This is a genomic window from Alphaproteobacteria bacterium, assembly GCA_017308135.1.
Taxonomy (GTDB): domain Bacteria; phylum Pseudomonadota; class Alphaproteobacteria; order CACIAM-22H2; family CACIAM-22H2; genus Tagaea.
Genome location: JAFKFM010000015.1, coordinates 30,051 through 55,323, shown reverse-complemented (window position 1 = coordinate 55,323; position 25,273 = coordinate 30,051). Strand labels below are relative to the sequence as shown.

Sequence of the window (25,273 nt, the reverse complement as noted above, 5' to 3'; positions counted from 1 at the left end):
TCCCTATGATCGCGCTATCCAAGCTTTCCATCCGCGCCACGCTGGGCGCTTTGATCGGCGTCATGGGCGTGATGCTCATCGCGTCGACCGTGTCCGACGTGTCGGATGCGTATTCGCGCTATGCCGCCGCGCAACGCATCGCATCCTACGCGCCGATCAGCCAGGCTTTGTTCAAAACGCTGCAGGAAGCGCGGCTGGAACGCGGCAATACGCAAACGGCGTTGAGCGGCGAAGCGCCGGTCGTCGCGTCGATGGCGGACGACATCGCGAAGAACCGCAAGATCACCGAGGAGGGCTACGCCGCCAGCGTCGCGTTGCTGGCGAAGGTTTCGCTGCCCGGCCTCGATCAAGCGATCGGCAAGTTGAAGGCGAGCCACGAAGCCTTGGCCGCCTTGCGCGGCAAGGCCGCGAACGATATCCGCGTGCCCCGCGCGCAGCGCGACGCCGCATTGATCCGCGACTGGGCCGGCATCGGACAGAACTTCCTCGATCAGCTCGAGGCGACCGGCACGCTGCTGGAAAATTCGCTGCTGTTCTTCGATCCGGTCATCGACCAAACCTTGAGCGTCAAGCGCGCGGCCTGGACCGTGCGCAGTGCCGCCGGTTCGACCGTGCTGCGCATCGGCTCGACGCTGTCGGCGGGCCGCGCCTGGACGGCGGAGGAGGCCCAGGCGCAAGCGCGCGATTTGGGCATCGCGTCGGCCGCCTGGACGATCGTGCGCGAAGCTTCCGCGCGTCCCGAACTCGCCAAGTCGATCGACGCGGCGGTGAAGGCGGCGCAGCCGAACTTCACGGGCCCGCTCGCCGAGGAAAACGCGGCGCTGGGCAAGCAGCTCGCCGCCGGCGAGAAGCCCGCGATGGCCGCCCCCGATTTCCTGCGCACGCGCATCGAGGCGTTGGCTCTGATCGGCAATGTGTCGCTGGTGGCGCTGGCGGAGATCGTGCGCATGGCCGACGATCAGATCGCGAGCGCCGAGCGCGCGCTGATCCTCAACGCATTGCTGCTGCTGTTCTCGGCCGGGCTGATCGTCGCGGGGTTCTTGATCGCAATGCGCCGCATCTCGGCGCCGATCCGCGCGCTGACCGGTGCGATGCAGCGCCTCGCGGCGCATGACCTCGCCACCGAAATCCCCGGGGCGGCGCGCGGCGACGAGATCGGCGACATGGCGCGCGCGGTCGAGTTCTTCAAGAAGAAGATGATCGAAGGCGACGCGCTGGAAGCCGAGCAGCGCGCCGCACGCGAAGCCAAGGAACGCCGCCAGCTTGCGATCGAAGCGGACATCAAGACGTTCGACGAATCCGTTTCGTCGTCGCTGAAGACGCTGGCCGCCGCGTCCAGCGAATTGCAGGCGACGTCCAAATCGATGTCTTCGATGGCCGACGACGCCAGCAAGAAATCGGTTTCGGTCGCGGCGGCATCCGAACAAGCGTCGACCAACGTGCAGACGGTGGCGTCGGCGGCCGAGGAATTGTCGTCCTCGATCGCCGAAATCAGCCGCCAGGTCGCGGAATCGACCCGTGTGGCGGGCGAAGCGGTGGCACAGGTCGAAGACACCAACGGCCAAGTGCGCTCGTTGGCGGCGGCGGCCGAAAAGATCGGTGACGTGGTGAAGCTCATCAACGACATCGCGGCGCAAACCAATCTTTTGGCGCTCAACGCCACGATCGAAGCGGCGCGCGCGGGCGAAGCGGGCAAGGGTTTCGCGGTCGTCGCGTCGGAGGTGAAGACGCTCGCCAATCAAACGTCGAAGGCGACCGAGGAGATCGCGGCGCAGATTTCGGCGATCCAGGGGGCCACCGGCAAGGCCGTCGGGGCGATCGGCACGATCGGCACGACGATCGGTCAGGTCAGCCAGATCGCGACCACGATCGCGTCGGCGGTCGAGGAGCAGGGGGCGGCGACCCAGGAGATCGCGCGCAACGTCCAGCAGGCCGCGTCGGGCACGGCGGTGGTATCGAGCAATATCGCGGCCGTCACGCAATCGACGGACGAAACCGGCACGGCGGCCGCGCATGTGCTGACGGCCGCCGACGATCTCGCGCGCTTGGCTGAAAGCCTGCGCGCCGAAATCGACGGTTTCGTGGTGAAGATGCGCGCCGCCTAAAGAACGGCACGCAGGACCAGATAGGCGCCCAGCGCCGAAAGGCCGAAGAAGAACACGCGCCGGAAGGCGGCGACCGATAGCTTTGCGCGCACGCTTTGGCCGAGCCACATCCCGGCCAAAGCGGGCAGCAAAGCGACGAGGGAACGCGCCGCTTCGTCGACCCCGAACAACCCGGCACGCCCCAGCCCCAAGGCGAGGGCGGCGGTCGAAACCATGAAGGCGATACCGAGCGCTTGGACGAGTTCGTCCTTCTCCAGCCCGATCGCCTGAAGGAAGGGCACGGCCGGCATCACGAACACGCCCGTGACGCCGGTGACGAGACCGGTGGCGATGCCGACCAGGGCGCCGGTGACTTTCTCTTGCGCCGGCGCCACGCGCCATTTGACCCCACCCAACGTCAGCCCGGCATAGATCAACAGCGTGACGCCCAACGCGGGCGCGGCGTAGCGCGCATAGTCGCCGGTCATGGCGCCCGAGGCGAGCCAAGTCGCCGGGATCAGCGGCAGCAGGAACGGCCAGAGCCGCAGGCACAGCGCGCGGAAACGCCCGCCCGACAGCATCTGCCAAAGATTGGTCGCGAAGGACGGCACGATCAGGAAGGCCGCCGCTTGGACCGGCGCCAGGACGACGGCGAGCAAACCCATCGTGACGGTCGGCAAGCCCATGCCGAGCACGCCTTTGGAAAAGCCGCCGATCAGGAAGACGAAAGCCACGAAAGCGAGAAGCGGATCGATCATGGCGCGAGCTTGACGCGGCACGCAGGCGGTTCACAATAAGGAAAATCCGGAATTTGGCTTCGGAGTATCCGAATGCGCTTCGATCCCGCCGATCTGCGCTTGTTTCTCGCCGTGGCCGAGAGCGGTTCGCTCGCGGCCGGGGCGGCCAAGCTGCGTTTGTCGATCGCCTCGGCCAGTGCGCGCATCAAAGGCATGGAAGCCGATCTCGATACCGTCTTGTTCGTCCGCCATCGCCGGGGCTTGGCGTTGAACGCCGGCGGCCAGGCGTTCAAACGTCATGCGTCGTCGCTGGTCGAAGGCCTCGACCGGATGCGCGCCGACATGGCCGCCTATGGCCGCACGACGCGCAGCCTTGTCCGGCTCGCGGCGAATACGGGGGCGGCGTCGGAACATTTGCCGGCGGATCTGGGCGCGTTCCTCGCCGCAAACCAACGCATCGATGTGGAGATCGTCGAGCAGCGCAGCGCCGACGTGGCGCGCGCCGTCGCGGTCGGGGCGGCGGAAATCGGTGTGGCGGCCGACACCGCAGCGTTGGGCGATGTGCGCACCTTTCCCTATCGCGACGATCCGCTGTGGGTGGTGCTGGCGCGCGATCACGCGCTGGCGGCGCGCAAATCCTTGCGCCTCGCCGCGATCGCCGATCTGCCGATGGTGGCGCTGCCCGAAACACGCGCGCAATTCGATCTGGTCGCCGAACACGCCGGGCGCCTGGGCAAGAAGCTCCATGTCCGCGCGCGCGTGCCGACTTTCGATGCCGTGGCGCGGCTTGTCGCGAGCGGCGCCGGGATCGCGGTCATGTCGCGCATTGCGGCGCAACGCGCGGCGGCTTCGTTGCCGGTCAAAGGCATTCCGCTCGCCGACGATTTCGCGCGACGGCGCCTTGTCCTCTGCGTGCGCCGCGTGGCGGGGCTGCTCCCCGCCGCGCGCGCGTTGTTCGAATACTTGAAGGCCTAGACGTCCAGTTCGGTCGCGAACTTGGCGTGTTCCTGGATGAAGGCGAGGCGCAGCTCCGGCTTGCGGCCCATCAGGCTTTCCACGCGCTGCTCGGTCGCTTCCTTTTCGTCCGTTTCGTGCGCGTGCGGCACGGTCACACGCAGCAACGTGCGCCGCTTCGGGTCCATCGTCGTTTCCTTCAACTGGCTGGGCGGCATTTCGCCCAGACCCTTGAAGCGGCTGACCTCGACCTTGCGGTTCTTGAACTTGGACTTCATCAACTCGTCTTTATGCGCGTCGTCGCGCGCATAGACGACGTCGCCACCCGCCCCCAAACGATAAAGCGGCGGCATGGCGAGATAGAGATGCCCTTGCTCGATCAGCTTGGGCGTCTCGCGATAGAAGAACGTGATGAGCAGCGAGGCGATATGCGCGCCGTCGACGTCGGCGTCGGTCATGATGATGACGCGGTCGTAGCGCAGTTTTTCCAGATCGAAATTCTCGCCCGTGCCGCAGCCCAGCGCTTGGACCAGATCGGCCAGTTCCTGGTTCTGGCGCAGCTTGTCGACCGACGCGCTGGCGACGTTCAGAATCTTGCCGCGCAAGGGCAGGATCGCCTGAAACTCGCGATTGCGCGCTTGCTTGGCCGAGCCGCCGGCGGAATCGCCTTCGACCAGGAAGATTTCGGTGTCGAGCGTCGTGTTGGCCGAGCAATCGGCGAGCTTGCCGGGCAGGCGCAACCGGCGCGTCGCCGATTTGCGGTCCATTTCCTTCTGCTGGCGGCGGCGGGCGCGCTCGTCCGCGCGCTCGATCGCGCGTTCCAGCAGCGCCTTGGCCGAACCCGGATCGTTGGCGAGCCAATGATCGAACTGGTCCTTCAGCGCCGCGTCGACCATCTTCTGCGCGTCGGGCATGCCCAGACGATCCTTCGTCTGGCCCTGGAATTGCGGATCGCGGATGAACAGCGACAGGAACACGACCGCGCCGTCGCACACGTCTTCCGATTGGATCGTCTCGGCGCGCTTGTTGTTGACCAGCGCCCCGTAGCCGCGCAGCGAACGGGTGAGGGCGCCGCGCAAGCCCAGTTCGTGACTGCCGCCTTGGGGCGTGGGCACCGTGTTGACGTAGGAATGGACTTCGCCTTCCTCGTCGCCCGGCCACGCGACCGCCCATTCCAGGCGGCCGCCTTGGCTGTCGAGTTTCACGTCGCCGGCGAAATTCTTCGACGAATAGCAGGGGCGCTTGCCGATCACCTCGGCCAGCGAGTCCGCCAGACCGCCGGGGAAATGCAGCGTCGCTTCGGGCGCGATCCCCCATTCGGGTTTCAGCAGCGACGGCGCGCATTTCCAGCGCAGCTCGACGCCCTTGAACAGGAACGCCTTGGCGCGCGCCATCTTGAACGCGATCTGCGGCTTCAGATGCGCGCTCTTGCCGAAAATCTCCGGGTCGGGATGGAAACGCACGGTCGTGCCGCGGCGGTTGTTGGTCGTGCCGATCTTCTTCAGCGGGCCCTTGGGCACGCCGCGCGAATAATTCTGCGCCCAGATTGCCTTGTCGCGCGCGACCTCGACCTCGAATCCGTCCGACAGCGCGTTGACGACCGAGACGCCCACGCCGTGCAGACCGCCCGACGTCTCGTAGGCCTTGTTCGAGAACTTGCCGCCCGAGTGCAGCGTGGTGAGGATGACTTCCAGCGCCGATTTCTTGGGGAAGCGCGGATGCGGATCGACCGGAATGCCGCGCCCGTTGTCGCGGATCGTCATCCAGCCGCCTTCTTCCATCTCGATTTCGATCCAGTCGGCGTGGCCGGCCACGGCCTCGTCCATCGAGTTGTCGAGCACTTCGGCGATCAGATGGTGCAGCGCGCGCTCGTCCGTACCGCCGATATACATGCCGGGGCGGCGGCGGACCGGCTCCAGCCCCTCCAGGACCTCGATGTCCTTGGCGGTATAGGAGTCGTTTTTGCGCGAAGCGCTGGAAAACAAATCGGCCATCGTCGATAACTCGAACGTCAGAGGTATACGGAAACCGGCGGGAGACTAGCTGTCATGGCCGATTCGACGCAAACACTACATGAACAAGGCCCGCGCAAGGAAATGGGCGAACCGGCCTTGCGCGCGATCGCCATGCCGGGCGACACCAACCCCAACGGCGATATTTTCGGCGGCTGGCTGCTGTCGCAGATGGATTTGGCGGGCGGATCGATCGCCAGCCACCGCTCCAAGGGCCGCGTGGCGACCATCGCAATCGAGGCGATGACCTTCCACAAACCGGTCCATGTCGGCGACGAGGTCTCGTGCTATTGCGAGATCCAGCGCGTGGGCCGCACCTCGATCACCGTGAAGGTCGAAACCTGGACGCGCCCGCGCGCGGGCGGTCCCCAGACCAAGGTTACGGCGGGCGTGTTCACCTATGTGGCGATCGACGAGGATCGCCGCCCGCGCCCGGTCGATGGAGTTTGAGACGATGCTGACCAACGAAGATTTCGACTTGCTGATCGCTTACGACCTGATCGCCAAGGGCGCGGACCGCGCGGCGATGCTGGGCGAACAAGCGCTCGACGACGCCGATCTGCTGGCGCAAAGCGCTTGGGATATGCCCAATGCGCGCGCGGGTTTGCAAGGTGCGGCGGCGGCGTTGAAGCAGAGCGCTTACTGCGCTTCGGCGCTCACGCTCGTGTCGCTGCTCGCCGCACGCGATCTCGACGAGCGTATCCGCTTGCTGGAGATCGCGTTGCGCGCGGGCGAGGGCGCGTTGGGCGCGCGATTGGCCGACGAAGCGGGCAAGCTCGGCGCCACACCGCGCGGTCTCGCCTATCTCGAAGCGCGCCAGCATCTGGCTTCCGCGATCAGCGTACGCGGCGAGCGCGAGGCGGGCTACGCGCATTGGCGCGAAGTGCTGCGCCTCGATCCGTCCGATCCCGCGAAATGCTCGTTCGATTTCGCCGACGCGCTGATCGACGGCGAGAAATACGACGAAGCGAACGAGATCCTCGCCGGTGTGACCGACGAGGGCGGGGCGCGCGGCGCCTATGCGCGCGCCTTGCTCGCCTTCGCGACCAAGGCGGCGGATGCGGACGCCAAGCTCGACGCGGCGGTGAAGGCGAACGGCTTCGCGCCCGCCTATCTGATCGGCGACCGCAAACCGCCGAAGACCACGCCGATGGAAGTGCCGCCGGGGGGGCGCGAGGAAGCGGGCGTGATCGCGGTCAATGCGGGGGCGGCTTGGGCCCGCGTGCCTGGCGCCATCGCCTGGCTGCGCGCGATCAAAGCGAAGCGCTGATCGTTAGGCCGCTTCGCGGCCGGTGACAATCATCTGCGCGAGGGCGGCGGCATCGAGCCCGGCGACCGGACGGTCGACGGTTTTGCGCCCCGCCTTCAGGATCGCGACGCGCGTGGCGACGGCGACGACATCGGCCATGTTGTGGCTGACCAGGACGACCGTGCGGCCCTCGTCCTTCAACCGCCGGATCAGGTCGAGGACGAGTTTGGTTTCGGCGACACCCAACGCGGCCGTCGGCTCGTCCATGATGACGACGCGCGCGTTCCAGCGTAGGGCCCGCGCGATCGCGACCGCCTGGCGCTGACCGCCCGACAGGCGCTCGACGGGCCGCGTCGCGTTGCCCAGATCGACGCCGAGGCGTTTGAGATAGCCGAGCGCTTCGTCGCGCATGCGCTTCTTGTCGAGCAACGACACGAAGGGCAAAGGTGTACGCACGAGTTCGGAGCCGAGAAACACATTCTCCGCCACCGACAAACGCGGGGCGACCGCCAATTCCTGATAGATCGTGGCGATGCCGCGCGTTAGCGCATCCTGCGGCGAAGCGAAGCGCACGGCCTTGCCTTCGATCTCGAAAACGCCGCCGTCGTGTGCATGGGCACCCGACAGGATCTTCACCAAGCTCGACTTGCCCGCCCCGTTGTCGCCGCACAACGCCAAAACGTCGCCGGCGCGGATCTCCAGATCCACGCCGCGCAACGCTTCGACGGCGCCGTAACTTTTGGTCACGGCGCCGAGACGGACGAGAACGCTCACAGGAACTGTTTCACGTTGTTCTGATCGACCAGGATCGCGTCGAGGAACAAGTAGGGGCCGCTGGTGACGCTGCCCTTGGGCTGGCCCTTCACGACGATCGTGTCGATCGCGTCGATGGCGCGCTTGCCCATCTCCTCGAACGGGATGGTCACGGTCGCCATCAACAGCGAGTCCGGGTCCGCGATGCGCCGATAGGTTTCGGCCCCGCCGTCGATCGACACGAATTTGATCTGGCCCTTCTTCAGACCGCGCGGGCGCAGCAGATCGTCGATCACATAGGCTTGGCCGTCGAACGACGCCCAAATGCCTTGCGTGTTGGCGCCGTGCTGCAACAGCAGCGCTTGCATGCCCTGGCGCACGTCGTCGCGCCAGGATTGCGTGCGCGCCATCGAATGCGAGCCGAGAACCTTCACGCCCTGGTTTTCGGCGAGCACGGCGTCAAGCACGCGGCCGCGGATGCGCGTACCGACATTGCCGTCGAAGCGTTGCAGCAGCACGTTGCCTTGGTAGTTCATCTCGCCCAGCAGCCACAAAGCGGCGTCGGCGCCGACCTTGAACTCGTTCACCTGGATGTCGAACAGCGTGTGCGGCGACGTGCCGGCCATCACGGTGACGACGGGAATGCCCGCTTTCTTGGCGGCTTCGAATTGCGCGTCGGCTTCGACGGGCTTGCCCATCGCCACGACGATGGCGCGCGGCTTGCGCTGGATCAGCGCGTCGAGCTGTTCCGCGTGCTTGGGCAGCGCCCCTTCGGAATTGAGGATCGTCGCCGTCCAGCCCTTGGCGCGGGCGGCGGCCTGCGCGGCGTTCGCCACGCGCGCATGGGTTTCCGACGACATCTGGAAGGCGACGATGCCGATCTCGGGCGTTTGCGCCTGCACGATCGACGGGGCGGCGGCCAGCGCGGCGGCGGTGCCGGCCAAAGCCTGACGGCGGGTGATTTCGACCATTGTTTCTCTCTCCCTGTTATTGCGCCGTCCGGAAGGACAGGCGTTTGACGAAGGCGGCGCGCCCCAAGGCGCCCGCCGACAAAGCGACCGAGCCGACGATGATGGCGCCGAGCACGATATCCTGCACGTAGTATGGCGCACCGGACAGGATCAATCCGTTGCCCAGCGCCTTCAACGTGAACGCCGCGACCAGCGTGCCGGGCACGTTAGGCCGGCCGGGTTCGAACATCGTCATACCCAGCAGCACGGCGGCGATGGCGTAAAGAAAATGGTCGTTCGCCATGTTCGGCGCGGCCGAGGAAAGGCTCGCGGCGAGCAGCACGGCGGTCGCCCCGGCGAACAAGCCGGTCAGCAGCAGCGCGAGGCGCTTCATCTTCTTGGTCGGAATGCCGGCAAGGCGCGCGGCTTCTTCCGCCTCGCCGGTCGCGACCAGATGCGCGCCGGTGCGCGTCCATTTGACCAGCGCATAGGCGAAGATCGAGGCGAGGATCAGCCACCACAGCAAGTTCGGCACGCCCAGGAAATTGCCGCGTGCGAGGCCGGTGAAATCGGCGGGCCAGCGGCCGACGAAGGCGACACCTTGCGTCAGCATGAAGCCGAGCCCTTTGGCGATCGCCGCCATGCCCAGCGTGGCGATCAACGAGGGCACGTTCAGCACCGTGACGGCGAACCCATTGCCCAAGCCGCAGACGGCGCCCACGGCCAATCCGGCGGCGATGGCCAGCGACGGCGGATAGCCCGAATGGACGAGGAAACCGCAGACGACGGCGGCGAGGCTCGCGACTTCCGCGATCGACAAATCGAGCTCGGCCGTCACCAGCGCCAGCGCGAAGCCGAGCGCCAATATCGCGAGGAAGCTCGTCTCCTTCAAGATCAGCGTGAAATTCGCCGCCGAGGCGAAAGCGGGTGCGGTGGCGGCGAACCAGATCACCACGCCGAGACCGGCCAGCGCCGTCGCGTATTTCGCCAGGAAGGAACGCATCAACCGGCCCCGAGAACGTATTGCTTGGCACCGGCATAGCGCGCCCGGCGCGCGGCATACAAGGGCGCTTTGGCCGGATTGGGGCGAAAGACGCGCGAAATCGGGTTCATTCGCGCGGCGGCCGTAGCGAAATCGGGCGTATGGCCCAGTCCGAACGCCGCGCAGGCGGCGGCCCCCAGCAAGCCCGCTTCGATCTCGCGCGGGCGTTCGACCGCGATGCCCAGAACATCCGCCTTCGCCTGGCACCAGAAATCGCTGCGCGCGCCGCCGCCCGAAATACGCAAAGCCGACGGCGCGGCACCCGATGCGACGACGATATCGGCGAGCGCGAGCGCCACGCCCTCAACCGCCGCATAAAGAATGTCGGCTTGCTTATGTTCGCGCGAAAGCCCGATCAGCGTGCCGCGCACATCCGCGCGCCACACCGGCGCACGCTCGCCCGCAAGATAAGGCACGAAGATCGGCGCATTCGCCGGATCGGCGGTCGCGGCCAAGGCGATTGCCGCGTCGAAATCGAGATCCTTCGCGACCAGATCGCGCGCCCAGGCGAGCGCGTCGCCGCCCGCTTGCGTCGGTCCGCCCGCTTGGAAAGCGCCGGGCATCCAGGGCAGATCGACGAGGCCGTGTACTTTGACGCGCGTTGCGGTCAACACGCCCGCTTGTTCGGTGGTGCCCGCGACGTCGTAGGCTTGGCCGGGCGACACCACGCCCGTGCCGACAGCGCCCGCCCAGGTATCCATCGCACCGGCGAAGACCGGCACGCCGGCGAGTTCGGGGATCGAAACGACCGCGCCGATCTTCGCCCAGGGTTCGGCGCGCGACAGATCGATCAGATTGCGATGCGGCGCATCGGCCGGCACCGCATCGAAGCGCGCGGCGGTGACGCTATCGGCGCCGATCACGCCGGTCAGGCGATAATTGAGCCAATCCTTCGGCTCGATCACACGTGCGATGCGCGCGAAAAGTTCGGGCGCGTTGCGCGCGACCCAAGCGATGCGCGCGAGCGCGTGGAAGGGATTGATCGCGACCGCCGGATTGTCGATCGCGAGATCGAGCGGGGCGGCGCGCGTATCGGCCCACAGGATCGCCGGGCGCAGCACGGTGCCCTTCGCGTCGAGGAAAATCTGTCCGCGCGTCATGCCGGTCAGGCAAATCGCATCGGGCTTGGGCGCGGTATTCAGGATTTGCGCGAAGGCGTCGCGCAGCGCCGCCCACCAGATTTCGGGATCGGCTTCGGCCGCCCCCGGCACGGGCGCTACGATGGAGAGAGGCACGTTATGGGCGGCGAGCGTCGCGCCCTCGGCATCGATCGCCGCCGCGCGCAGCGCGCTCGTTCCCAGATCGGCGACGAGATAAACGCTCATGACGGCGGCGAGCGGACCACAGATCGGCCGGGAAATCTACAGATCGTAGCGTTTCAGAATGCGGTCGACGATCGCGCCGTCCGTTAACGGTACGTCCTTCTTCACGCCGTAATCGACGAAGCCCATCTTGGAATAGAAGCCGAGGCCGGGTTTGTTGTCGGCGCGGATTTGGGCGTTGATCGAGACAAGACCAAATTCGCGGGCCTTCACCTTGGTCGCGGCGAACAAGGCGGCGCCCACGCCGGGCAGCTTCGGTCGCACGCGCGCGAAGCTGCCGATATCGGCCCAATTCGCGGGCAGCGTCTTCGATCGGCTCAACCCCTGAAACCCGTAAAGCCGATTGGCTTCGGCTACGAAACACGACAGGCAGTCTGGCCCGTCGATGTAATGCGCGGCGAATGTCTCGGGTGTGAATTTGGTTTGCCACGCGGTCGTGCCGCCGATCGCGATGATCTCGTTGATCAGATCGGCCAATTCGGCGGCGTCTTCGGGTGCGGCGGGGCGAATCTTCAGTGTCATAGGCGCAGGATATAGCCGCCGGTGGCGGCCGCGTCAGCTTCGTCGTGCGTGACCATCAAACAAGGAACTTTCCGCATCCGGATATGCGCGAACACGAATTCGCGCATCTTGCCGCGCAAGGCGGCATCGAGTTTCGAGAACGGCTCGTCGAGCAGGATCGCGCGCGGCTCGGCCAGCAACGCGCGCATCAGCGACACACGCGCGCGCTGCCCGCCCGACAACGTGGCGGGATCGCGTTCGCCGTAACCGTCGAGTTCGGCTTCGGCGAGGGCGGCATCGATGCGCGCCTTTCGGTCCGGCGCGTGCGCGGGGATCGCGAAGGCGAGATTGCCCGCGACCGACAAATGCGGGAACAGCAGATCGTCCTGGAACAGAATCCCGATGCGGCGCTTCTCGGGCGCGAGGCCCGCGAGGGCCGCGCCGTCGAGCATCGCTTGGCCGCTCGCGGCGAAAACAGGATCGAGCGTGCCGCACAGATACGCAAGCAGCGACGATTTGCCGGAGCCCGACGGGCCCATGATCGTGGCGATGGCGCCCGGCGCCACGTCGAGCGACAGCGGCCCGAGCAATCGCTTGCCCGCCACGCTGAGCGTCACGTCGCGCAAGGCAAGGCCGCTCATGCCATGCCCTTCCGGTTGCGATAGAGGATGGCGGGCACGGCCAGCGCCGCCGCGTAGACGATCAGCGGCAAGGCGGCTTGCGCGAAGGCATAGACTCCGAGTACGCGCCGGTCGCCGCCCGAGGCGAGCGTGACCGCTTCGGTCGTCAGGCTCGTCCAGCGCCCCCCGCCTGCGAACAACGTCGGCAGATAGAGCGCTGCCGACACCGCGAAACTCACCGCGGCCGCCACCGACAACGGGCGCAGCAGCAGCGGGATTTTCACGGCGAAGAGAACCCGCCAGTGCGATGCGCCCAAGCACGATGCGATGCGCGCATAGCGCGGATCGAGCGCGCGCCACGGATCGGCCAACGCCAAGAACACATAGGGCAGCACGAACAGCAGATGCGCCCAGACGAGGGCCGCGAACCCGCCGTCGAGATTCAAGCGCACCAGCAGCGTCTGCGCGCCGATCAGGAACGAGACTTGCGGGATCAGCAGCGGCGCATAGAGCAGCACCAGCGCCTTGGTCGCGCGCTTACCGCTGCGGATTTCGTTTTCAAGGCACAGCACCGCCAACAGGATCGCGATCGCCGTGGCGCTGAGCGCGACGAGCAAGGTGGTCGTCGCAGGCGCAGCGAGGGACGGCGCCTCGCGCAGCCAATTCGCGCTCGTCCAGCGGTCGGGCAGCGCATCGGGGAAGCGCCAGGAAAGGGCGATTGACCAGATCGCCAAAGCGATCAAGGCGGCGATGGCGAATGCGAACAGCAAGGTCAGCGCGGTACGCGCGGCGCTCGCGCGGAATTTCCCTTCGCCGCCGCGAGCGCCGTTGATCAGCCAATCGCGCGCCGCGTGTGCGATGACGATTTCGCCGAGGCGCCACGCGCCGATCGATGCGACGACCAGCGCGAATTGCAGCAGCCCCGCCGCCGTCGCGGGCAGGAACAAATCGAGATGCGGATCGGAAATCCAGCGCAGGATCAGCACGCTCAGCGTCGGCGGATTGGTCGGGGCGAGGATCAATGCCACGTCCACGTTCGACAAGGCGAAGGCAAGCACGGCATAGATTGGCAAACGGATCTGCGGATAGAGACGCGGGATCGCGATCTTCGCCCAGGCCGTGAATTTGCCGTAGCCGAGCATGCGCGCCGTCGTCAGGCTGCGCGCCAGATCGGCTTGGCCGATCGCGGCGATCAGGGTGAGCAACAAATAGGGCGTTTCCTTCAGCATCAGCCCCGCGACGAAGGCGAGGCCGAGCGGGTCCTGCACCGTCGCGATATCGGGCGGGCGTGTCCAGCCGCTGAGTTCGGGCGAGATCAAGCGCGCGATCCAGCCCGAGGGTGCCACCAAAAACGCGAAGCCGATGGCGAGAGCCGCGTGCGGTGTCGCCAGCAACGGCGCCAAAAATCGTTGCGCCGTCCCGAAGGCGTTTGTGCCGTAGGCGGCGGCGCAAAACGCGAGCGCCAGCGTCAGCGACAACGCTGTCGCAAGGAATCCTGTGAACAGCGTCAGCGCGACGCTCGTGCCCAAGCCGGGCTGCGCGAACAGCCGCGCGAAAACATCGAGGCCGAACGCGTGTGCGCCCAGGGCGGGGAACCATCCGAACGCGGGCAAGGCCGTGCCGAGCAGCCCCGCGACGATCGGCGCCAGGAAAACCAGCAGCGTCGCGGGTGGCGCAAGTCGCAGCATTCAGTGCAGCACGCGCTTTTCCCAATCGGCGGCGAGGCGCGTCATCCAGCCGGGATGGGGCTCGGGCAGCGCACGGCCAAGCTCGGCGGCGCTGGGCATGCCGGGAACGGGCGGCACATCGCCGAAGAACTTCTTCTGCGCGGGCGGCAGACGATCGATATCGAGCACGGTCGGATTGCCGAGATGGCGCGGATCGTTCATCCGCGCTTGCGCTTCGCCCGACAGCAGGAAATCGGCGACGACCATCGCCGCCGCCGGGTTCGCGGCGTTGTAGGGGATCGACACGAAGCTGGTGTTCGCGATCGTTCCGCCCTCAAGCCCCGTCGCGCGTGCGGTGGCGGGCAGAAGATTATTGGCGATGGATACCGCCGCTTCCGCCGGATTGAACGAGATCATCAGATCGATCTCGCCGTCGTTCATCAGTGTGCGCTGCGCAGGTCCGCTTTCGGGGAACTGCGCGCCACGCCGCCACATGTTCGGGCGCAGCGCGTCGTACCATGCCCAGAGCGGTGCGACGGCGGCGTCGTAATTCGCGTCGGTCGGGGCGGCGGCGAGCAACGCGCGATCGGGCGTCAACTCGTAGAGCGCTTGCTTGAGGAAGGTTGCACCCAGAAAGTTCCGCGCGGTCGGGTGCGTCAAGCGCCCGGGATTTCCCTTTGCCCATTCCAGCATCGCGGCCATCGAGCGCGGCGGCTTGGACAGGCGCGCGGAATCGTAGACATAGACGATCTGCGCCAAGCGCCACGGCGCGGCGTAGCCATCGACGGGCACGGTGAAGTCGACGACGTTCGACGGTTTGCCCTCGATGTCGACATAGCGGAAATTCGGCAGGCGCTCGACGAACGGCCCGTAATGCAGGCGCTGTTCCTTCATCGCCAGGAAGTTCGGGCCGTTGATCCAGATGAGATCGACCGAGCCGCCGCCGTCGCGCCCCGCCGCTTTCTCCGCGATCACGCGCTGCACCGCCTCGGCCGTGTCGCGCAAACGCACATGGCGAAGATCGATACCGTATTCGGCGCGCACGCGCGCCGCCGTCCAGGCGATGAAATCGTTGGTGCGTTCGTCGCCGCCCCAGGCGTTGAAGAACACCGGCTTGCCCTTCGCCGCCGCCAGCGTTTCGGTCCACGACGTTTGCGCGAAAGCGGGGAACGCCGCACTCGCACCGGCGGCGATCAGGAATTCGCGGCGCTTCATCACTTCGCGGCTTCCTTCATCGCCCGGCGCCGCGCTTTCGCCGCTTCGATCCGCGCGCCCATTTTGGCTTCGAAGAATTTGTCGCAGCCGATACAGAGATTTTGATAGTCGCGGCCCGACGGCGTTTTGGTGCGCGAGGCGTCGGCGAATTTCGCTTCGTCCCAGCCATCGGCGAGACCCATCTTCTGCGGTTCGCCGGCGGAAATCGCCTGGAACACCGGATCGTCGCGCAGGCTGTCGATGATATCGGCGAGGCGATCCTCGGTCAGATTGCCGATCGGCAGTTTCGTCTTGATGCAGCAGGGATAGACGCTGCCGTCCGGCTCGACGGAAATCTCCGCGCCCGACTCCCCGTAGCGCAGAAAGTCGAGCCCGCCCGACCAGCGTGCGCAGAAATTGTCGTCGATCGTCGCGTGCGAAAGGTCGTTCTCCCACGCCCGCCCACGCGGCCAGATTTTGCCGATCCACGTATCGGGTGTGGCGCCGAAGAAGCTGAAGACCGGCCCTTCCTCCTCCAGCCATTTGCGGTTCTGCGTGGCAAGGCCGCTTTGACGCATGCCTTTGCTTTCGAACAGCCGCGTCAAATCGGCCTTCATCGCGTCGGCTTTGATGTTGACGTGGAAATCGTCGAGGCCGGCGCAGGAGATCATCCACACGCCGCGCGACAGCAGATCGTCGACGATTTCCGGCGTCACCAGATCGCCGGTCGTCTGCACGACGATTTTTACTCCGCCGCGATCCGCGTATTTGGCGCGCAGACGTTCGATGACTTTATAGGTGACGTTCTCGCGGATCGGGTCGAGCAGCGATTCACCGCCCGACAAAATCACGCGCCCGACCTTCAAACGCGGCGCGCCGGTTTCGTCGATGTCGGCGCGGTCGCGATACAGCATCGTGTCCGGCAGGTTATCGACGATGCGCGGGTAGTTCGCGACCGCCTCGGCCAGCACGCCCTTCATCTCGCGCTTGTTGTAGGGGCGGAAGCGGTCCTCGTAGCAGTGCTTGCACCGCCGATGGCACGCCCAACTCATGACGTAGTAGATCGATTCCATGTCCGCCGTTTCGTCGTGCCGTTCCGCGAGGTTACACTAGAGCGCGGCGTCCAGTTCGGCCAGTAGGGGCTCGCCATGAACATGGCGCAGAAAGGCGATCAGATCGCCGGGGGCGATATTCGTCGTCGCCGTGTTGACCAGCGGATGGGCGTTCACGCTGTCCTGGCGCATCATCCAGGCATCGAGCACGACCGTCACGCGCTTGTCCTTGTCGTTGATCGGCGCGAAGGGCGTGACCGCGCCGGGGATGACGCCCAGCACCTCCATCAGCAGCGCCGCCGAACCGAAGGACAGGCGCTTCGACCCGATGCGCTGGGGCAGCGTTTTCAAGTCGATCACCCGCTCCCACGGCGCGGAGACGAGCCAGAGCCGATCTTTCGCGTCCTTCAGGAACAAATTCTTCACGTTGACGCCCGGCAGGCTGCGCCCGTGCAGGCGCTTGCCGTCCTCGACCGTGAAGGCGGCCTCGTGCGCCACCGTTTGGGTGCGGATGCCCAGTTGGGCAAGAACGGCGAAAAGGTCGTCCGGCGTGTGCGGCATGGCCGCATCTAGCCAAGTTCACCGGGGAATTTCAATGCTTTGACGGGGGGTATGGAAGGCGCGGGGTTGAGCGTATAAATCCCCGATCATGCGCCGCGCGATTATCCTTCTGTCGTTGTTCCTTTTCGTCGCCATCGTCGGCGGCGGCGCCGCGATTCTGGGCGGGCTTTGGTATTTCGGGCGCGGTCTGCCGGACCACAAAACGCTCGCCGAATACCAGCCCTCAATCACCACCCGCGTGCATGCCGCCGACGGGCGCATACTGGCCGAATTCGCGATCGAACGGCGCGTCTTCGTGCCTTACGAGAAAATTCCGCGCCGCGTGGTCGCCGCGTTCCTCGCGGCCGAGGACAAGAATTTTTATACCCATCCCGGCGTCAGCCTGCCGGATATCGCGCGCGCCGCGGTGCAGAACCTCGCCAATCTCGGCCAGCGCCGCCCGGTGGGCGCTTCGACAATCACGCAGCAAGTCGCCAAAAACATGCTGCTGACCAACGAAGTGTCGTTGGAGCGCAAGGTGAAGGAAGCGATCCTCGCCTTGCGGATCGAAGAGGCGCTGCCCAAGCGCCGCATCCTCGAGCTCTATTTGAACGAAATCTATCTCGGCTACGGCGCCTATGGCGTGGCGTCGGCCGCGCTCAATTATTTCGACCGTTCTCTTGACGAGCTCACACTGGCAGAGGCGGCGTTCCTGGCCGTGCTGCCCAAGGCGCCGAACAACTACAATCCGCAGCGCTTCATGGCACGCGCGGTCGAACGGCGCGATTGGGTGCTCGGCCGCCTGCTCGAGGACGGGCAGATCACCCAGGCTGAGTTCGACGAGGCGCGCGCGCAGCAAATCGTCACGCGCTCGCGCGGGCCCGAAGATACGGTGCACGCCGATTATTTCGCCGAGGAAGTGCGCCGCGAGTTGTTGCAGAAATACGGCGAGCGCGAGCTGTTCCGCGGCGGCTTGGTCGTGCGCACGACGATGGACCCGAAGATCCAGGACATCGCCGAGCGTGCATTGCGCAAAGGCTTGCTCGCCTATGACCGCCGCCATGGCTGGCGCGGCGCCTTCGCGCGCGTCGAAGGCGCCCCCGCCGATTTCGCGCGCGCGTTGGCCCAAGTGCCGCGCCCCGGCGGCACGCCGCCGGAATGGCGCACGGCGCTGGTGCTGCGCCTTGCCAACGATTCGGTCGAACTCGGATTCGCCGACAATACGAAGGGCACGCTGCCGTTCGAAGAGATGCGCTGGGCGCGCAAGCCCGAACGCGAGCAGCGCTTGGGCCCGCCGCTGCGCAATCCGGCCGACGCGCTGTCGGTCGGCGACGTCATTCTGGTCGAGAAGACCGCGACCGAGGGGCGCTTCGCGTTGCGCCAGATTCCGAATGTCGGCGGCGCGATCGTGGCGCTCGACCCGCATTCGGGCCGCGTGCGGGCACTGGTGGGCGGCTGGAGCTACGAGCAAAGCCAGTTCAATCGCGCCACGCAGGCGTTCCGTCAGCCGGGCTCGTCGTTCAAACCCTTCGTCTATCTGCCCGCGCTCGATAACGGCTTCACGCCGGCGAGCCTCGTCCTCGACGCCCCCATCGTCATCGACCAAGGCCCCGGCATGCCGCCCTGGCGCCCGGCGAACTACTCGCGCAATTTCTACGGGCCGTCGCCGTTGCGCGTGGGCATCGAGCAATCGCGCAACCTGATGACCATTCGCTTGGCGCAAGCGGTGGGAATGGAGAAGATCGCCGCGACCGCCGAAGGCCTCGGCGTCGTCGACAAGCTGCAACCCACGCTCGCCATGGCGCTGGGGGCGGGCGAAACCACGTTGATGCGCATGACCACGGCGTATTCGATGTTCGTCAATGGCGGCATGCGCATTTCGCCCTCGCTGATCGACCGGATCCAGGATCGCGAAGGCCGCACGATCTGGAAGCACGATCCTCGCATTTGCGAATCCTGCGGCGAGATTTTCACGGGCGAAGAACCGCCCGCCTTGGCCGAATCCCGCGCCCAGGCGATCGATCCCGCGACCGCCTATCAGATGACGTCGATGCTGCAAGGTGTCGTCCAGCGCGGCACCGGACGTCGCTTGCTCGAACTCAACCGGCCGCTCGCGGGCAAGACGGGCACCACGAACGAATCGTTCGATACGTGGTTCGTCGGCTTCTCGCCCGATTTGACCGTCGGCGTGTGGGTCGGGTTTGACAATCCGCGCACGCTCGGCCCCAACGAAACGGGCTCGTCGATCGCGGTGCCGATCTTCCGCGATGTGATGGCCGAAGCGCTGCAGGGCGTACCGGTCGAACCGTTCCGGACTCCGGCGGGTATTCGTCTCGTGCGCATCAACCCGCAGACGGGGTTGCCCGCACGCCCCGGTGAGCGCGACGCGATCTGGGAGGCGTTCAAGCCGGGTACGGAAGCGCGCGAAGACCGCAACGTGCTGGACGGCAATGGCGCGTTCACGACCTCCGCCCCCGGCATCGCCGCGCCCGCAGGCCAAGACGCGGACGGGATTTACTGAACCTCAGCACGGGCGCGGAAAAGCGGGGCTTGCCAAGCGGGCCCGCATTTCGTATCCGCATGCCATCATTCGAATTGGAGCATCCTTATGCGCGCCGAAATCGCCGCCCTTGCCGCCGAAATCAAGCAGTCGCTCGATCTTCTGCGGAGGTTTCTTTGACTGGGATAGAGCCCTCAAGAAACTCGACGAACTGAACGCGCTGTCCGAAGACCCGTCGCTCTGGAACGATCCCAAGAAGGCGCAAGCGATCCTGCGCGAGCGCAAGCAACTCGAAACCTCGATCACGGCGGTCAAGCGCCTGCAAGCCGATCTCGACGACGCGGTCGGCATGATCGAACTTGCGGAAGCCGAAGGCGACGCGGCCATTCTGGCCGACGCGGAAAACGCGCTGGTGGCGCTGAAGGCCGAAAGCGAGAAGCGGGGCTTGGCCGCGCTGCTATCGGGCGAAGCCGATTCCAACGACGCCTTTATTGAAATTCACGCGGGGGCCGGCGGCACGGAAGCGCAGGATTGGGGCGAAATGCTCACGCGTATGTATCTGCGCTGGGCGGAAAAGCGCGGCTTCAAGTCCGAATATCTGGAAGAAAGCCCGGGCGAAGAAGCGGGCATCAAATCGGCGACGCTGCGCATTTCGGGCGAAAACGCCTATGGCTGGCTGAAGACCGAAAGCGGCGTACATCGCCTCGTGCGCATTTCGCCTTTCGACTCCAACGACCGCCGGCAGACGAGCTTCGCTTCGGCCTGGGTTTACCCGGCGATCGAAGACGACATCCAGATCGATATCAACGAGTCGGACGTGCGCACCGACGTCTATCGCGCGTCGGGGGCGGGCGGTCAGCACGTCAACAAGACGGAAAGCGCCGTGCGTTTGACCCACATTCCGACCAACACCGTCGTGGCGTGCCAGACCGAACGCTCGCAGCACAAGAACCGCGACAAAGCGTGGAAGATGTTGCGGGCGCGGCTTTACGAGGCCGAGCTTCAGAAGCGCGAAGCCGCGACGCTCGCCGAGCACCAGAGCAAGAGCGATATTGGCTGGGGCCACCAGATCCGGTCCTACGTGTTGCAGCCCTATCAGATGGTGAAGGATCTGCGCACGAACGTCGAAACCTCGGACACGCAAGGCGTGCTCGACGGCGATATCGATCGGTTCCTGGAAGCCTCGCTCGCCTCGCGCCTCAAAGGCGGCAAAGCGGAAGCCGACGCCAAGTCCTAATTATTTGACGGTAAGGCGGAATCCGGAAATACCGGATTCCGCTTGGCAATCGCCCAAACTTCATGTGTTATAGTATAACACAATGAGTTGGAGTGCCGTAACCGATGACGTTCCGCCGCCTTTTCGCGTCTACCGCCTTGTTCCTCGCTTTGGCCGCGCCGGCCCTCGCGCAAAGCCCCGACCGTCATGTCCATGGCGAGGGGATTCATTTCGACACCGACGTGACGGTGAAACTCGGCATCGACCGCGCCTATGGCAGTACCAACGGGCCGTCGAAATTGACCGACGGCTATGGCGAGTTCGAAGGGGTGACGAAATTGTTCGTCACGTCGAACTTCAATCTGCAGGCGAAGCTGCATTGGGAACGCGTCAAGGCGCCGACGGAAGGGCGCCTGTTCGGCGGCCATGCAGCCTATCTCGAAAACCTGTTCGCGAATCTTGAACTCGACATCGCGAAGCTCTACGCGGGCAAGTTCAACCCGGCCTTCGGCATGGGCTGGGACGATGCGCGCTTGCCGGGGTTCTACGCGAACGAATTCGCGAAGGACTACCAGATGAAGGAAGCGATCGGTGCGGGCGCCGGGCGTGATTTCGATCTGGGCGCCTTCGGCACGCATAAGATCAACGTGGCCGCGTTCTTCTTCGACAACACCGCGTTGTCGAGTTCGGTCTTCAACCGGCCGGGTTATGGGCCGGGGCAGGGGCCGTTGTCGACCACGCAGCGTCTGGGGCGCAACCGCCTGGAATATGGGGGGCCTGGCAACACCAACGGCCCGGAATCCTTCGCGCTGGGATACGAACTTACGGATCCCAAGGGCCTGGAAGGATTGACGATCGGTTTGGGCTATCGCCGTTTGGCGGCCGGCACGCGTCAGCCCGCGACGCTGCAAGCGACGAGCGGTGCCGTCGCCTCGCGCGCGTCGGACGGTTACGTCGCCGGGGCGCGCTACGAGATCGGCCTGCCGGCGGGCTTCGTGTTCACGCCCTTCGTCGAATGGGCGAAATTCACCGACGTGTTCAACGCCGACCCGATCATCGGCGTCAACCAGTTCAAGGACCGCAGCTACTGGACGACGGCCGGAATCCTGACCTGGCGGGATTTTACGTTCGTCGCATCGCGCATGACGCGGACTTTCGCCAAGCCCGACAGCGCCGCCACGTCGGGCGATTTTTTCAACCAGCAGGACCGCCAGATCGCCGCCAACCTTCTCTACAAGGTGATGGAGGATCTGACGGTCGGTATCGGCTGGAAACGCACGAAGGCGGTGCCCGCCTTCGGCAACGTCAACGCCCAGGCGACGACCAGCACGATCGGCGCCCAGGTCGTTTACGGCTTCGAGTTCTAAAGGGCCTTCACCGCCGCGAGCACCGCGTCGACATGGCCGGTGACGGAGACGGGCCGCCACACGGCGCGGATCGTTCCGGTCTTGTCGATCAGATAGGTCGAGCGTTCGATGCCCATATATTTGCGGCCATACATGCTCTTCTCGACCCAGGTGTCGTAGGCGGCCGTCGCCTTGCCTTCCTCGTCCGAGCCGAGATGGAATTTGAGGCCGTATTTGGCCGCGAATTTGTCGTGGCTCTTCATCGGATCGCGGCTGATCCCGACGATCTCGGCATCGACTTTCTTGAACTGCATCAGCGCTTCGTTGAAGCCGCAAGCCTCGGTCGTGCAGCCGGGCGTGTCGTCCTTCGGATAGAAATAGACGACGACGTTCTTGCCCTTCAGCGCCGACAGCTTGACCGAACCGCCGCCGGCGGTTGGCAGATTGAAATCGGGCGCCTTGGCGCCGACCTTGGGCCCGCGCGCGGGCGCTTCGGTGGCGGCGGCTTTTTTCGGGGCTTTTTTGGCGGCGGTCTTGGTCTTGGCGGCCATCACGAACTCCTTTGCGGTGCCGGTAAACGCTTTTCGAACAAAGCGCGGATCTTCACGCCATGCTCTTCGAGGGTGGATTGTAGTGCGGCGAAGTCAACCGCGCCCGCGGATTTCGCAAGCAGGTTTTTGAGCGCGTCGGGCGCCGTCGCCGGGTCGAATTCGCCGCGCCACGTGAGGCGCAGCATCGCCTGAAGATTGGAATAGAGCGCATGCGCGGCGGACAGCGTTTCGGCCTCCGCTTTCGTGAATTTTCCCGCCTTGGCTAGCGCCGCGATCGCTTCGCCGATGGCGGGCAAAGCGAGGGCGGGATCGCCCGAGGCGAGGATCGCGTGCTGGACCAGGAATTCGATATCGACCAAGCCGCCGCGCCAATCCTTGATGCGCCAGGGCGTGTCGGCGCGCCGCTCCGCCGCCATGCGCAGGCGCATATCGGCGATGTCGCGCGCGAGTTCCGCCGCTTTGCGTTTCTTGGCGAGGCCTTTGGCGATGGCGGCGAGCGCCTTCTTGCCAAGTTTTTCGTCGCCGCACACGAAGCGTGCGCGCGTCAGCGCCATATGCTCCCAGGTCCACGCATCCTCGGCGACGTATTTGCCGAAGCCCGCCAACGCCGACGCGGTCGGGCCTTTTTCGCCGTCGGGGCGCAAACGCAGATCGACTTCGTAAAGGGCGCCTTCGGCGGTGGCGACGCTCAGCGCCGAAACGTAACGCTGCGCCAAGCGGATGAAATAGAGCGACGGCGGCAAGGGGCGCTCGCCGTCCGACCGTTCGACGCCTGCGGGCACGTCGTAGAGCGCGATCAGATCGAGATCCGACGTGATCGTCAATTCGCGCCCGCCGAGCTTGCCGAGCGCCATCACCGCGAAGGCGCCGCCCTTCACATGGCCATGCGCGCGCGCGAACTCGGCTTGCGTATCGGCCAGCAGGCTGGCGAGCGCTACATCGGCGATGTCGGTGAAGGCGGCCCCGGCGGCGCGCGCGTCGAGCGCGCCCTTCAAAAGCTGCACGGCCACTTGGAACTCGCGCTCGTGCTGCCAGCGCCGTGCGATGTCGAGACGGTCTTGATAGTCGCGCGCTTGGCCGTTGAGGCGGGCAAGTTCCGCCGCCAACGCATCCTTGTCGCGCGGGGGCGCGAAAAAATCGCCCGACAAAACGGCGTCGAGCAGATGGGTGTGCGTGGCGACTTCTTCGGCGAGCTTCGGGGCGGTGCCCATGATCTCCGCCGTCAGATCGACGAGCGAGGCTTGCGCCTTGAACAGCGAGAAAAGCTGCACGCCCGCCGGCAGGCCTTCCAGGAAGCGCGCGAAACGCACGAACCCGGCATCGGGTTGCGGCGTGCGCGCGAAAGCTTCGACGATGCGCGGCGCCAAATCCGCCAGCAATTCGCGCGCGCGCGCCGAGCGCACGCAGCGATAGCGGCCCTGATGCCAGGCGCGAATTTCGGCGCAGACCCGTTGCGGCTCGACGAAGCCGAGCTTCGTCAGCGCTTCCAGCGTCGCGGGATCGTCCTCCATTCCGCCGAAATTCAAGCCCGAGCCGCCTTGCGTCTCGCTTTCCTCGAACAGCCGCGCATAACGGTCGGCGACGAGCGTGAAATGCGCCAGCAAATCGCGCTCGAACGCCGCGTCGCCGTCATAGCCCATGAACAGGGCGATGCGCGTCCAGTCGGGGCCTTGCTCGGGCAGTTCCTGCGTCTGCTCGTCGGCGACCATCTGCAAACGATGTTCGAGCGTGCGCAGGAACGCATAGGATTTCTTCAAAGCCTCGACGTCGCGCGCGTTGGTGTGGCCTTTGGCAACCAGCGCGTCCAACGCGGCGCAGGTGTCCTTCACGCGCAGATCGGGGTCGCGCCCGCCCCAGATCAATTGCTGCGTCTGGGCGAAGAACTCGATCTCGCGAATGCCGCCCTTGCCGGTTTTGACGTTGTGGCCGTGCAACGCGATTTCGCCGCCGCCGCGATGCGCCTGGATTTGGCGTTTGATCGAATGGATATCCTCGATCGCGGCGAAGTCGAGATGCTTGCGCCACACATAAGGGCGCAGGATCGACACGAAATGCTCTCCCGCGACGCGATCGCCCGCCACGGGCCGCGCCTTGATCATCGCCGCGCGTTCCCAGTTTTGGCCGATGCTCTCGTAATAGGTTTCGGCCGCCAACGTCGACAGCGCCATCGGTGTCGCCGACGGATCGGGGCGCAAACGCAGATCGGTGCGGAACACGTAGCCTTCGTCGGTGCGCGTTTCCATGATGCGCACGGCAAGGCGCGTGAGCTTGACGAAGATTTGCTGCGCGTCGTCGGGATCGATGCCGCGCACCTTGTCGAGATCGTAGAGCACGATCAGATCGACGTCGGAGGAATAGTTGAGCTCGCGCGCACCCAGCTTGCCCATGCCGAGCACGACGAGCCCGGAGTCCTTGTTGGGGTCCTTCGGATCGGCGAGTTTCAGCCCGTCGCGCCGCGCGGTCTCGCGCAACGCATGCGCGAAGGCAAGATCGAGCGCCGTTTCCGCCGTGTCGGAAATCGCGGCCACGACCTTGGCGAGCGGCCACACGCCGCTTATGTCGGCGAGCGCGATGGTCAGGCTGGCATGGCGCTTCATCGTGCGCAGGGCCGACATCAGCCCTTCGGTCGTCCAGCCCGCTTTGGGCGCCTTGCGGACCTCGCGCAAAAGGGCCGGAAACATTTTGTCCGGCCCTTTCAACAGCAATTCCAGGGCGAATTCGGTGTCGCGACGGACCAGGGCCGACAAATGCGGCGAATTGCCGAAAATCGCGGCCAAAGCCGGGTGACCCTTGGCGAGTTCCCGGCAGAATCCGCGTTTCGAATTGGCGGGCAATTCGTCCGCCGCCTCGGCCAAATTCTGGAATTCCCGCGCCGCCGCGCCGTTATCAAAGGGCTTGGGCCATTGGGCCTTCGCAAAACCGGGGTACAATGAGGGCATGTGTCGAATCCGCTCCGAGCCGGGCAGGGTGACCGCCGCCGGGG

21 protein-coding genes are annotated in these 25,273 nt (G+C 65.7%); 7 read left to right on the top strand and 14 right to left on the bottom strand.

The window, feature by feature from the left end:
* Nucleotides 1-5 precede the first annotated feature (5 nt).
* Nucleotides 6-2,105 (top strand): HAMP domain-containing protein, encoded by a 2,100-nt coding sequence (locus J0H39_24480; protein ID MBN9499918.1) that lies wholly within the window; start codon nt 6-8, stop codon nt 2,103-2,105.
* Here J0H39_24480 and J0H39_24475 read toward each other — a convergent pair.
* Nucleotides 2,102-2,842 (bottom strand): sulfite exporter TauE/SafE family protein, encoded by a 741-nt coding sequence (locus J0H39_24475; GenBank protein MBN9499917.1) that lies wholly within the window; start codon nt 2,840-2,842, stop codon nt 2,102-2,104. The two genes, J0H39_24480 and J0H39_24475, sit on opposite strands and share 4 nt — an antisense overlap.
* 72 nt (nt 2,843-2,914) lie before the next feature.
* Between J0H39_24475 and J0H39_24470 the strand changes: the two genes are divergently transcribed.
* On the top strand, nt 2,915-3,796 hold the full coding sequence (locus tag J0H39_24470; protein ID MBN9499916.1) for a LysR family transcriptional regulator: 882 nt from the start codon (nt 2,915-2,917) through the stop codon (nt 3,794-3,796).
* Here J0H39_24470 and parE read toward each other — a convergent pair.
* Nucleotides 3,793-5,769: a DNA topoisomerase IV subunit B gene (gene parE / locus J0H39_24465; GenBank protein MBN9499915.1), complete on the bottom strand. Its 1,977-nt coding sequence runs from the start codon at nt 5,767-5,769 to the stop codon at nt 3,793-3,795. The genes J0H39_24470 and parE overlap by 4 nt on opposite strands.
* 54 nt (nt 5,770-5,823) lie before the next feature.
* Between parE and J0H39_24460 the strand changes: the two genes are divergently transcribed.
* On the top strand, nt 5,824-6,237 hold the full coding sequence (locus J0H39_24460; protein MBN9499914.1) for an acyl-CoA thioesterase: 414 nt from the start codon (nt 5,824-5,826) through the stop codon (nt 6,235-6,237).
* 4 nt (nt 6,238-6,241) lie between these two features.
* Nucleotides 6,242-7,057: a hypothetical protein gene (locus J0H39_24455; GenBank protein ID MBN9499913.1), complete on the top strand. Its 816-nt coding sequence runs from the start codon at nt 6,242-6,244 to the stop codon at nt 7,055-7,057.
* A gap of 3 nt (nt 7,058-7,060) precedes the next feature.
* Here the strand turns inward: J0H39_24455 and J0H39_24450 are convergent, their stop codons facing one another.
* The 10 genes from J0H39_24450 to J0H39_24405 are packed head-to-tail and all read right to left on the bottom strand — an operon-like array spanning nt 7,061 to nt 16,698.
* Nucleotides 7,061-7,810, bottom strand: coding sequence for a sugar ABC transporter ATP-binding protein (locus J0H39_24450; GenBank protein MBN9499912.1), 750 nt, complete (start codon nt 7,808-7,810; stop codon nt 7,061-7,063).
* Nucleotides 7,807-8,760 (bottom strand): substrate-binding domain-containing protein, encoded by a 954-nt coding sequence (locus J0H39_24445; GenBank protein MBN9499911.1) that lies wholly within the window; start codon nt 8,758-8,760, stop codon nt 7,807-7,809. Before J0H39_24445 ends, J0H39_24450 begins: the two co-directional genes overlap by 4 nt.
* A gap of 16 nt (nt 8,761-8,776) precedes the next feature.
* A complete protein-coding gene (locus J0H39_24440; GenBank protein ID MBN9499910.1) occupies nt 8,777-9,742 on the bottom strand; it encodes an ABC transporter permease in 966 nt (321 codons plus the stop codon).
* Complete coding sequence (locus J0H39_24435) at nt 9,742-11,106, bottom strand: hypothetical protein (GenBank protein MBN9499909.1); 1,365 nt, start codon at nt 11,104-11,106, stop codon at nt 9,742-9,744. The genes J0H39_24440 and J0H39_24435 overlap by 1 nt, the downstream gene beginning before the upstream one ends.
* 36 nt (nt 11,107-11,142) lie before the next feature.
* Nucleotides 11,143-11,625, bottom strand: coding sequence for a GNAT family N-acetyltransferase (locus J0H39_24430; protein ID MBN9499908.1), 483 nt, complete (start codon nt 11,623-11,625; stop codon nt 11,143-11,145).
* Nucleotides 11,622-12,245: an ATP-binding cassette domain-containing protein gene (locus tag J0H39_24425; protein ID MBN9499907.1), complete on the bottom strand. Its 624-nt coding sequence runs from the start codon at nt 12,243-12,245 to the stop codon at nt 11,622-11,624. Before J0H39_24425 ends, J0H39_24430 begins: the two co-directional genes overlap by 4 nt.
* A complete protein-coding gene (locus tag J0H39_24420) occupies nt 12,242-13,912 on the bottom strand; it encodes an ABC transporter permease (protein MBN9499906.1) in 1,671 nt (556 codons plus the stop codon). The genes J0H39_24425 and J0H39_24420 overlap by 4 nt, the downstream gene beginning before the upstream one ends.
* Nucleotides 13,913-15,106, bottom strand: coding sequence for an ABC transporter substrate-binding protein (locus tag J0H39_24415; protein MBN9499905.1), 1,194 nt, complete (start codon nt 15,104-15,106; stop codon nt 13,913-13,915).
* A complete protein-coding gene (locus J0H39_24410; GenBank protein ID MBN9499904.1) occupies nt 15,106-16,158 on the bottom strand; it encodes an SPASM domain-containing protein in 1,053 nt (350 codons plus the stop codon). The genes J0H39_24415 and J0H39_24410 overlap by 1 nt, the downstream gene beginning before the upstream one ends.
* Nucleotides 16,159-16,194: 36 nt before the next feature.
* Nucleotides 16,195-16,698 carry a prolyl-tRNA synthetase associated domain-containing protein gene (locus J0H39_24405; GenBank protein ID MBN9499903.1) on the bottom strand — a complete coding sequence of 168 codons (504 nt, stop codon included), beginning with the start codon at nt 16,696-16,698 and terminating at the stop codon, nt 16,195-16,197.
* A gap of 88 nt (nt 16,699-16,786) precedes the next feature.
* Here J0H39_24405 and J0H39_24400 point away from each other — a divergent pair, with 88 nt between their 5' ends.
* The 3 genes from J0H39_24400 (at nt 16,787) to J0H39_24390 (ending at nt 21,760) form a co-directional block, all read left to right on the top strand.
* Nucleotides 16,787-19,198, top strand: coding sequence for a penicillin-binding protein 1A (locus J0H39_24400; protein ID MBN9499902.1), 2,412 nt, complete (start codon nt 16,787-16,789; stop codon nt 19,196-19,198).
* Nucleotides 19,199-19,285: 87 nt separating this feature from the next.
* Nucleotides 19,286-20,414 (top strand): peptide chain release factor 2 gene (prfB, locus tag J0H39_24395; GenBank protein MBN9499901.1). Its coding sequence is split into 2 segments (ribosomal slippage): nt 19,286-19,354 and nt 19,356-20,414, totalling 1,128 coding nucleotides; the frame shifts between segments, so codons are not numbered across the junction.
* A gap of 104 nt (nt 20,415-20,518) precedes the next feature.
* The gene (locus J0H39_24390) at nt 20,519-21,760 is read left to right on the top strand and encodes a hypothetical protein (GenBank protein MBN9499900.1); all 1,242 of its coding nucleotides are present in this window, start codon (nt 20,519-20,521) and stop codon (nt 21,758-21,760) included.
* On the opposite strand, the gene J0H39_24385 is transcribed toward J0H39_24390, so the two are convergent.
* On the bottom strand, nt 21,757-22,290 hold the full coding sequence (locus J0H39_24385) for a peroxiredoxin (GenBank protein ID MBN9499899.1): 534 nt from the start codon (nt 22,288-22,290) through the stop codon (nt 21,757-21,759). The two genes, J0H39_24390 and J0H39_24385, sit on opposite strands and share 4 nt — an antisense overlap.
* Complete coding sequence (locus J0H39_24380) at nt 22,290-25,229, bottom strand: bifunctional [glutamine synthetase] adenylyltransferase/[glutamine synthetase]-adenylyl-L-tyrosine phosphorylase (protein ID MBN9499898.1); 2,940 nt, start codon at nt 25,227-25,229, stop codon at nt 22,290-22,292. The genes J0H39_24385 and J0H39_24380 overlap by 1 nt, the downstream gene beginning before the upstream one ends.
* Nucleotides 25,230-25,273: the final 44 nt, after the last annotated feature.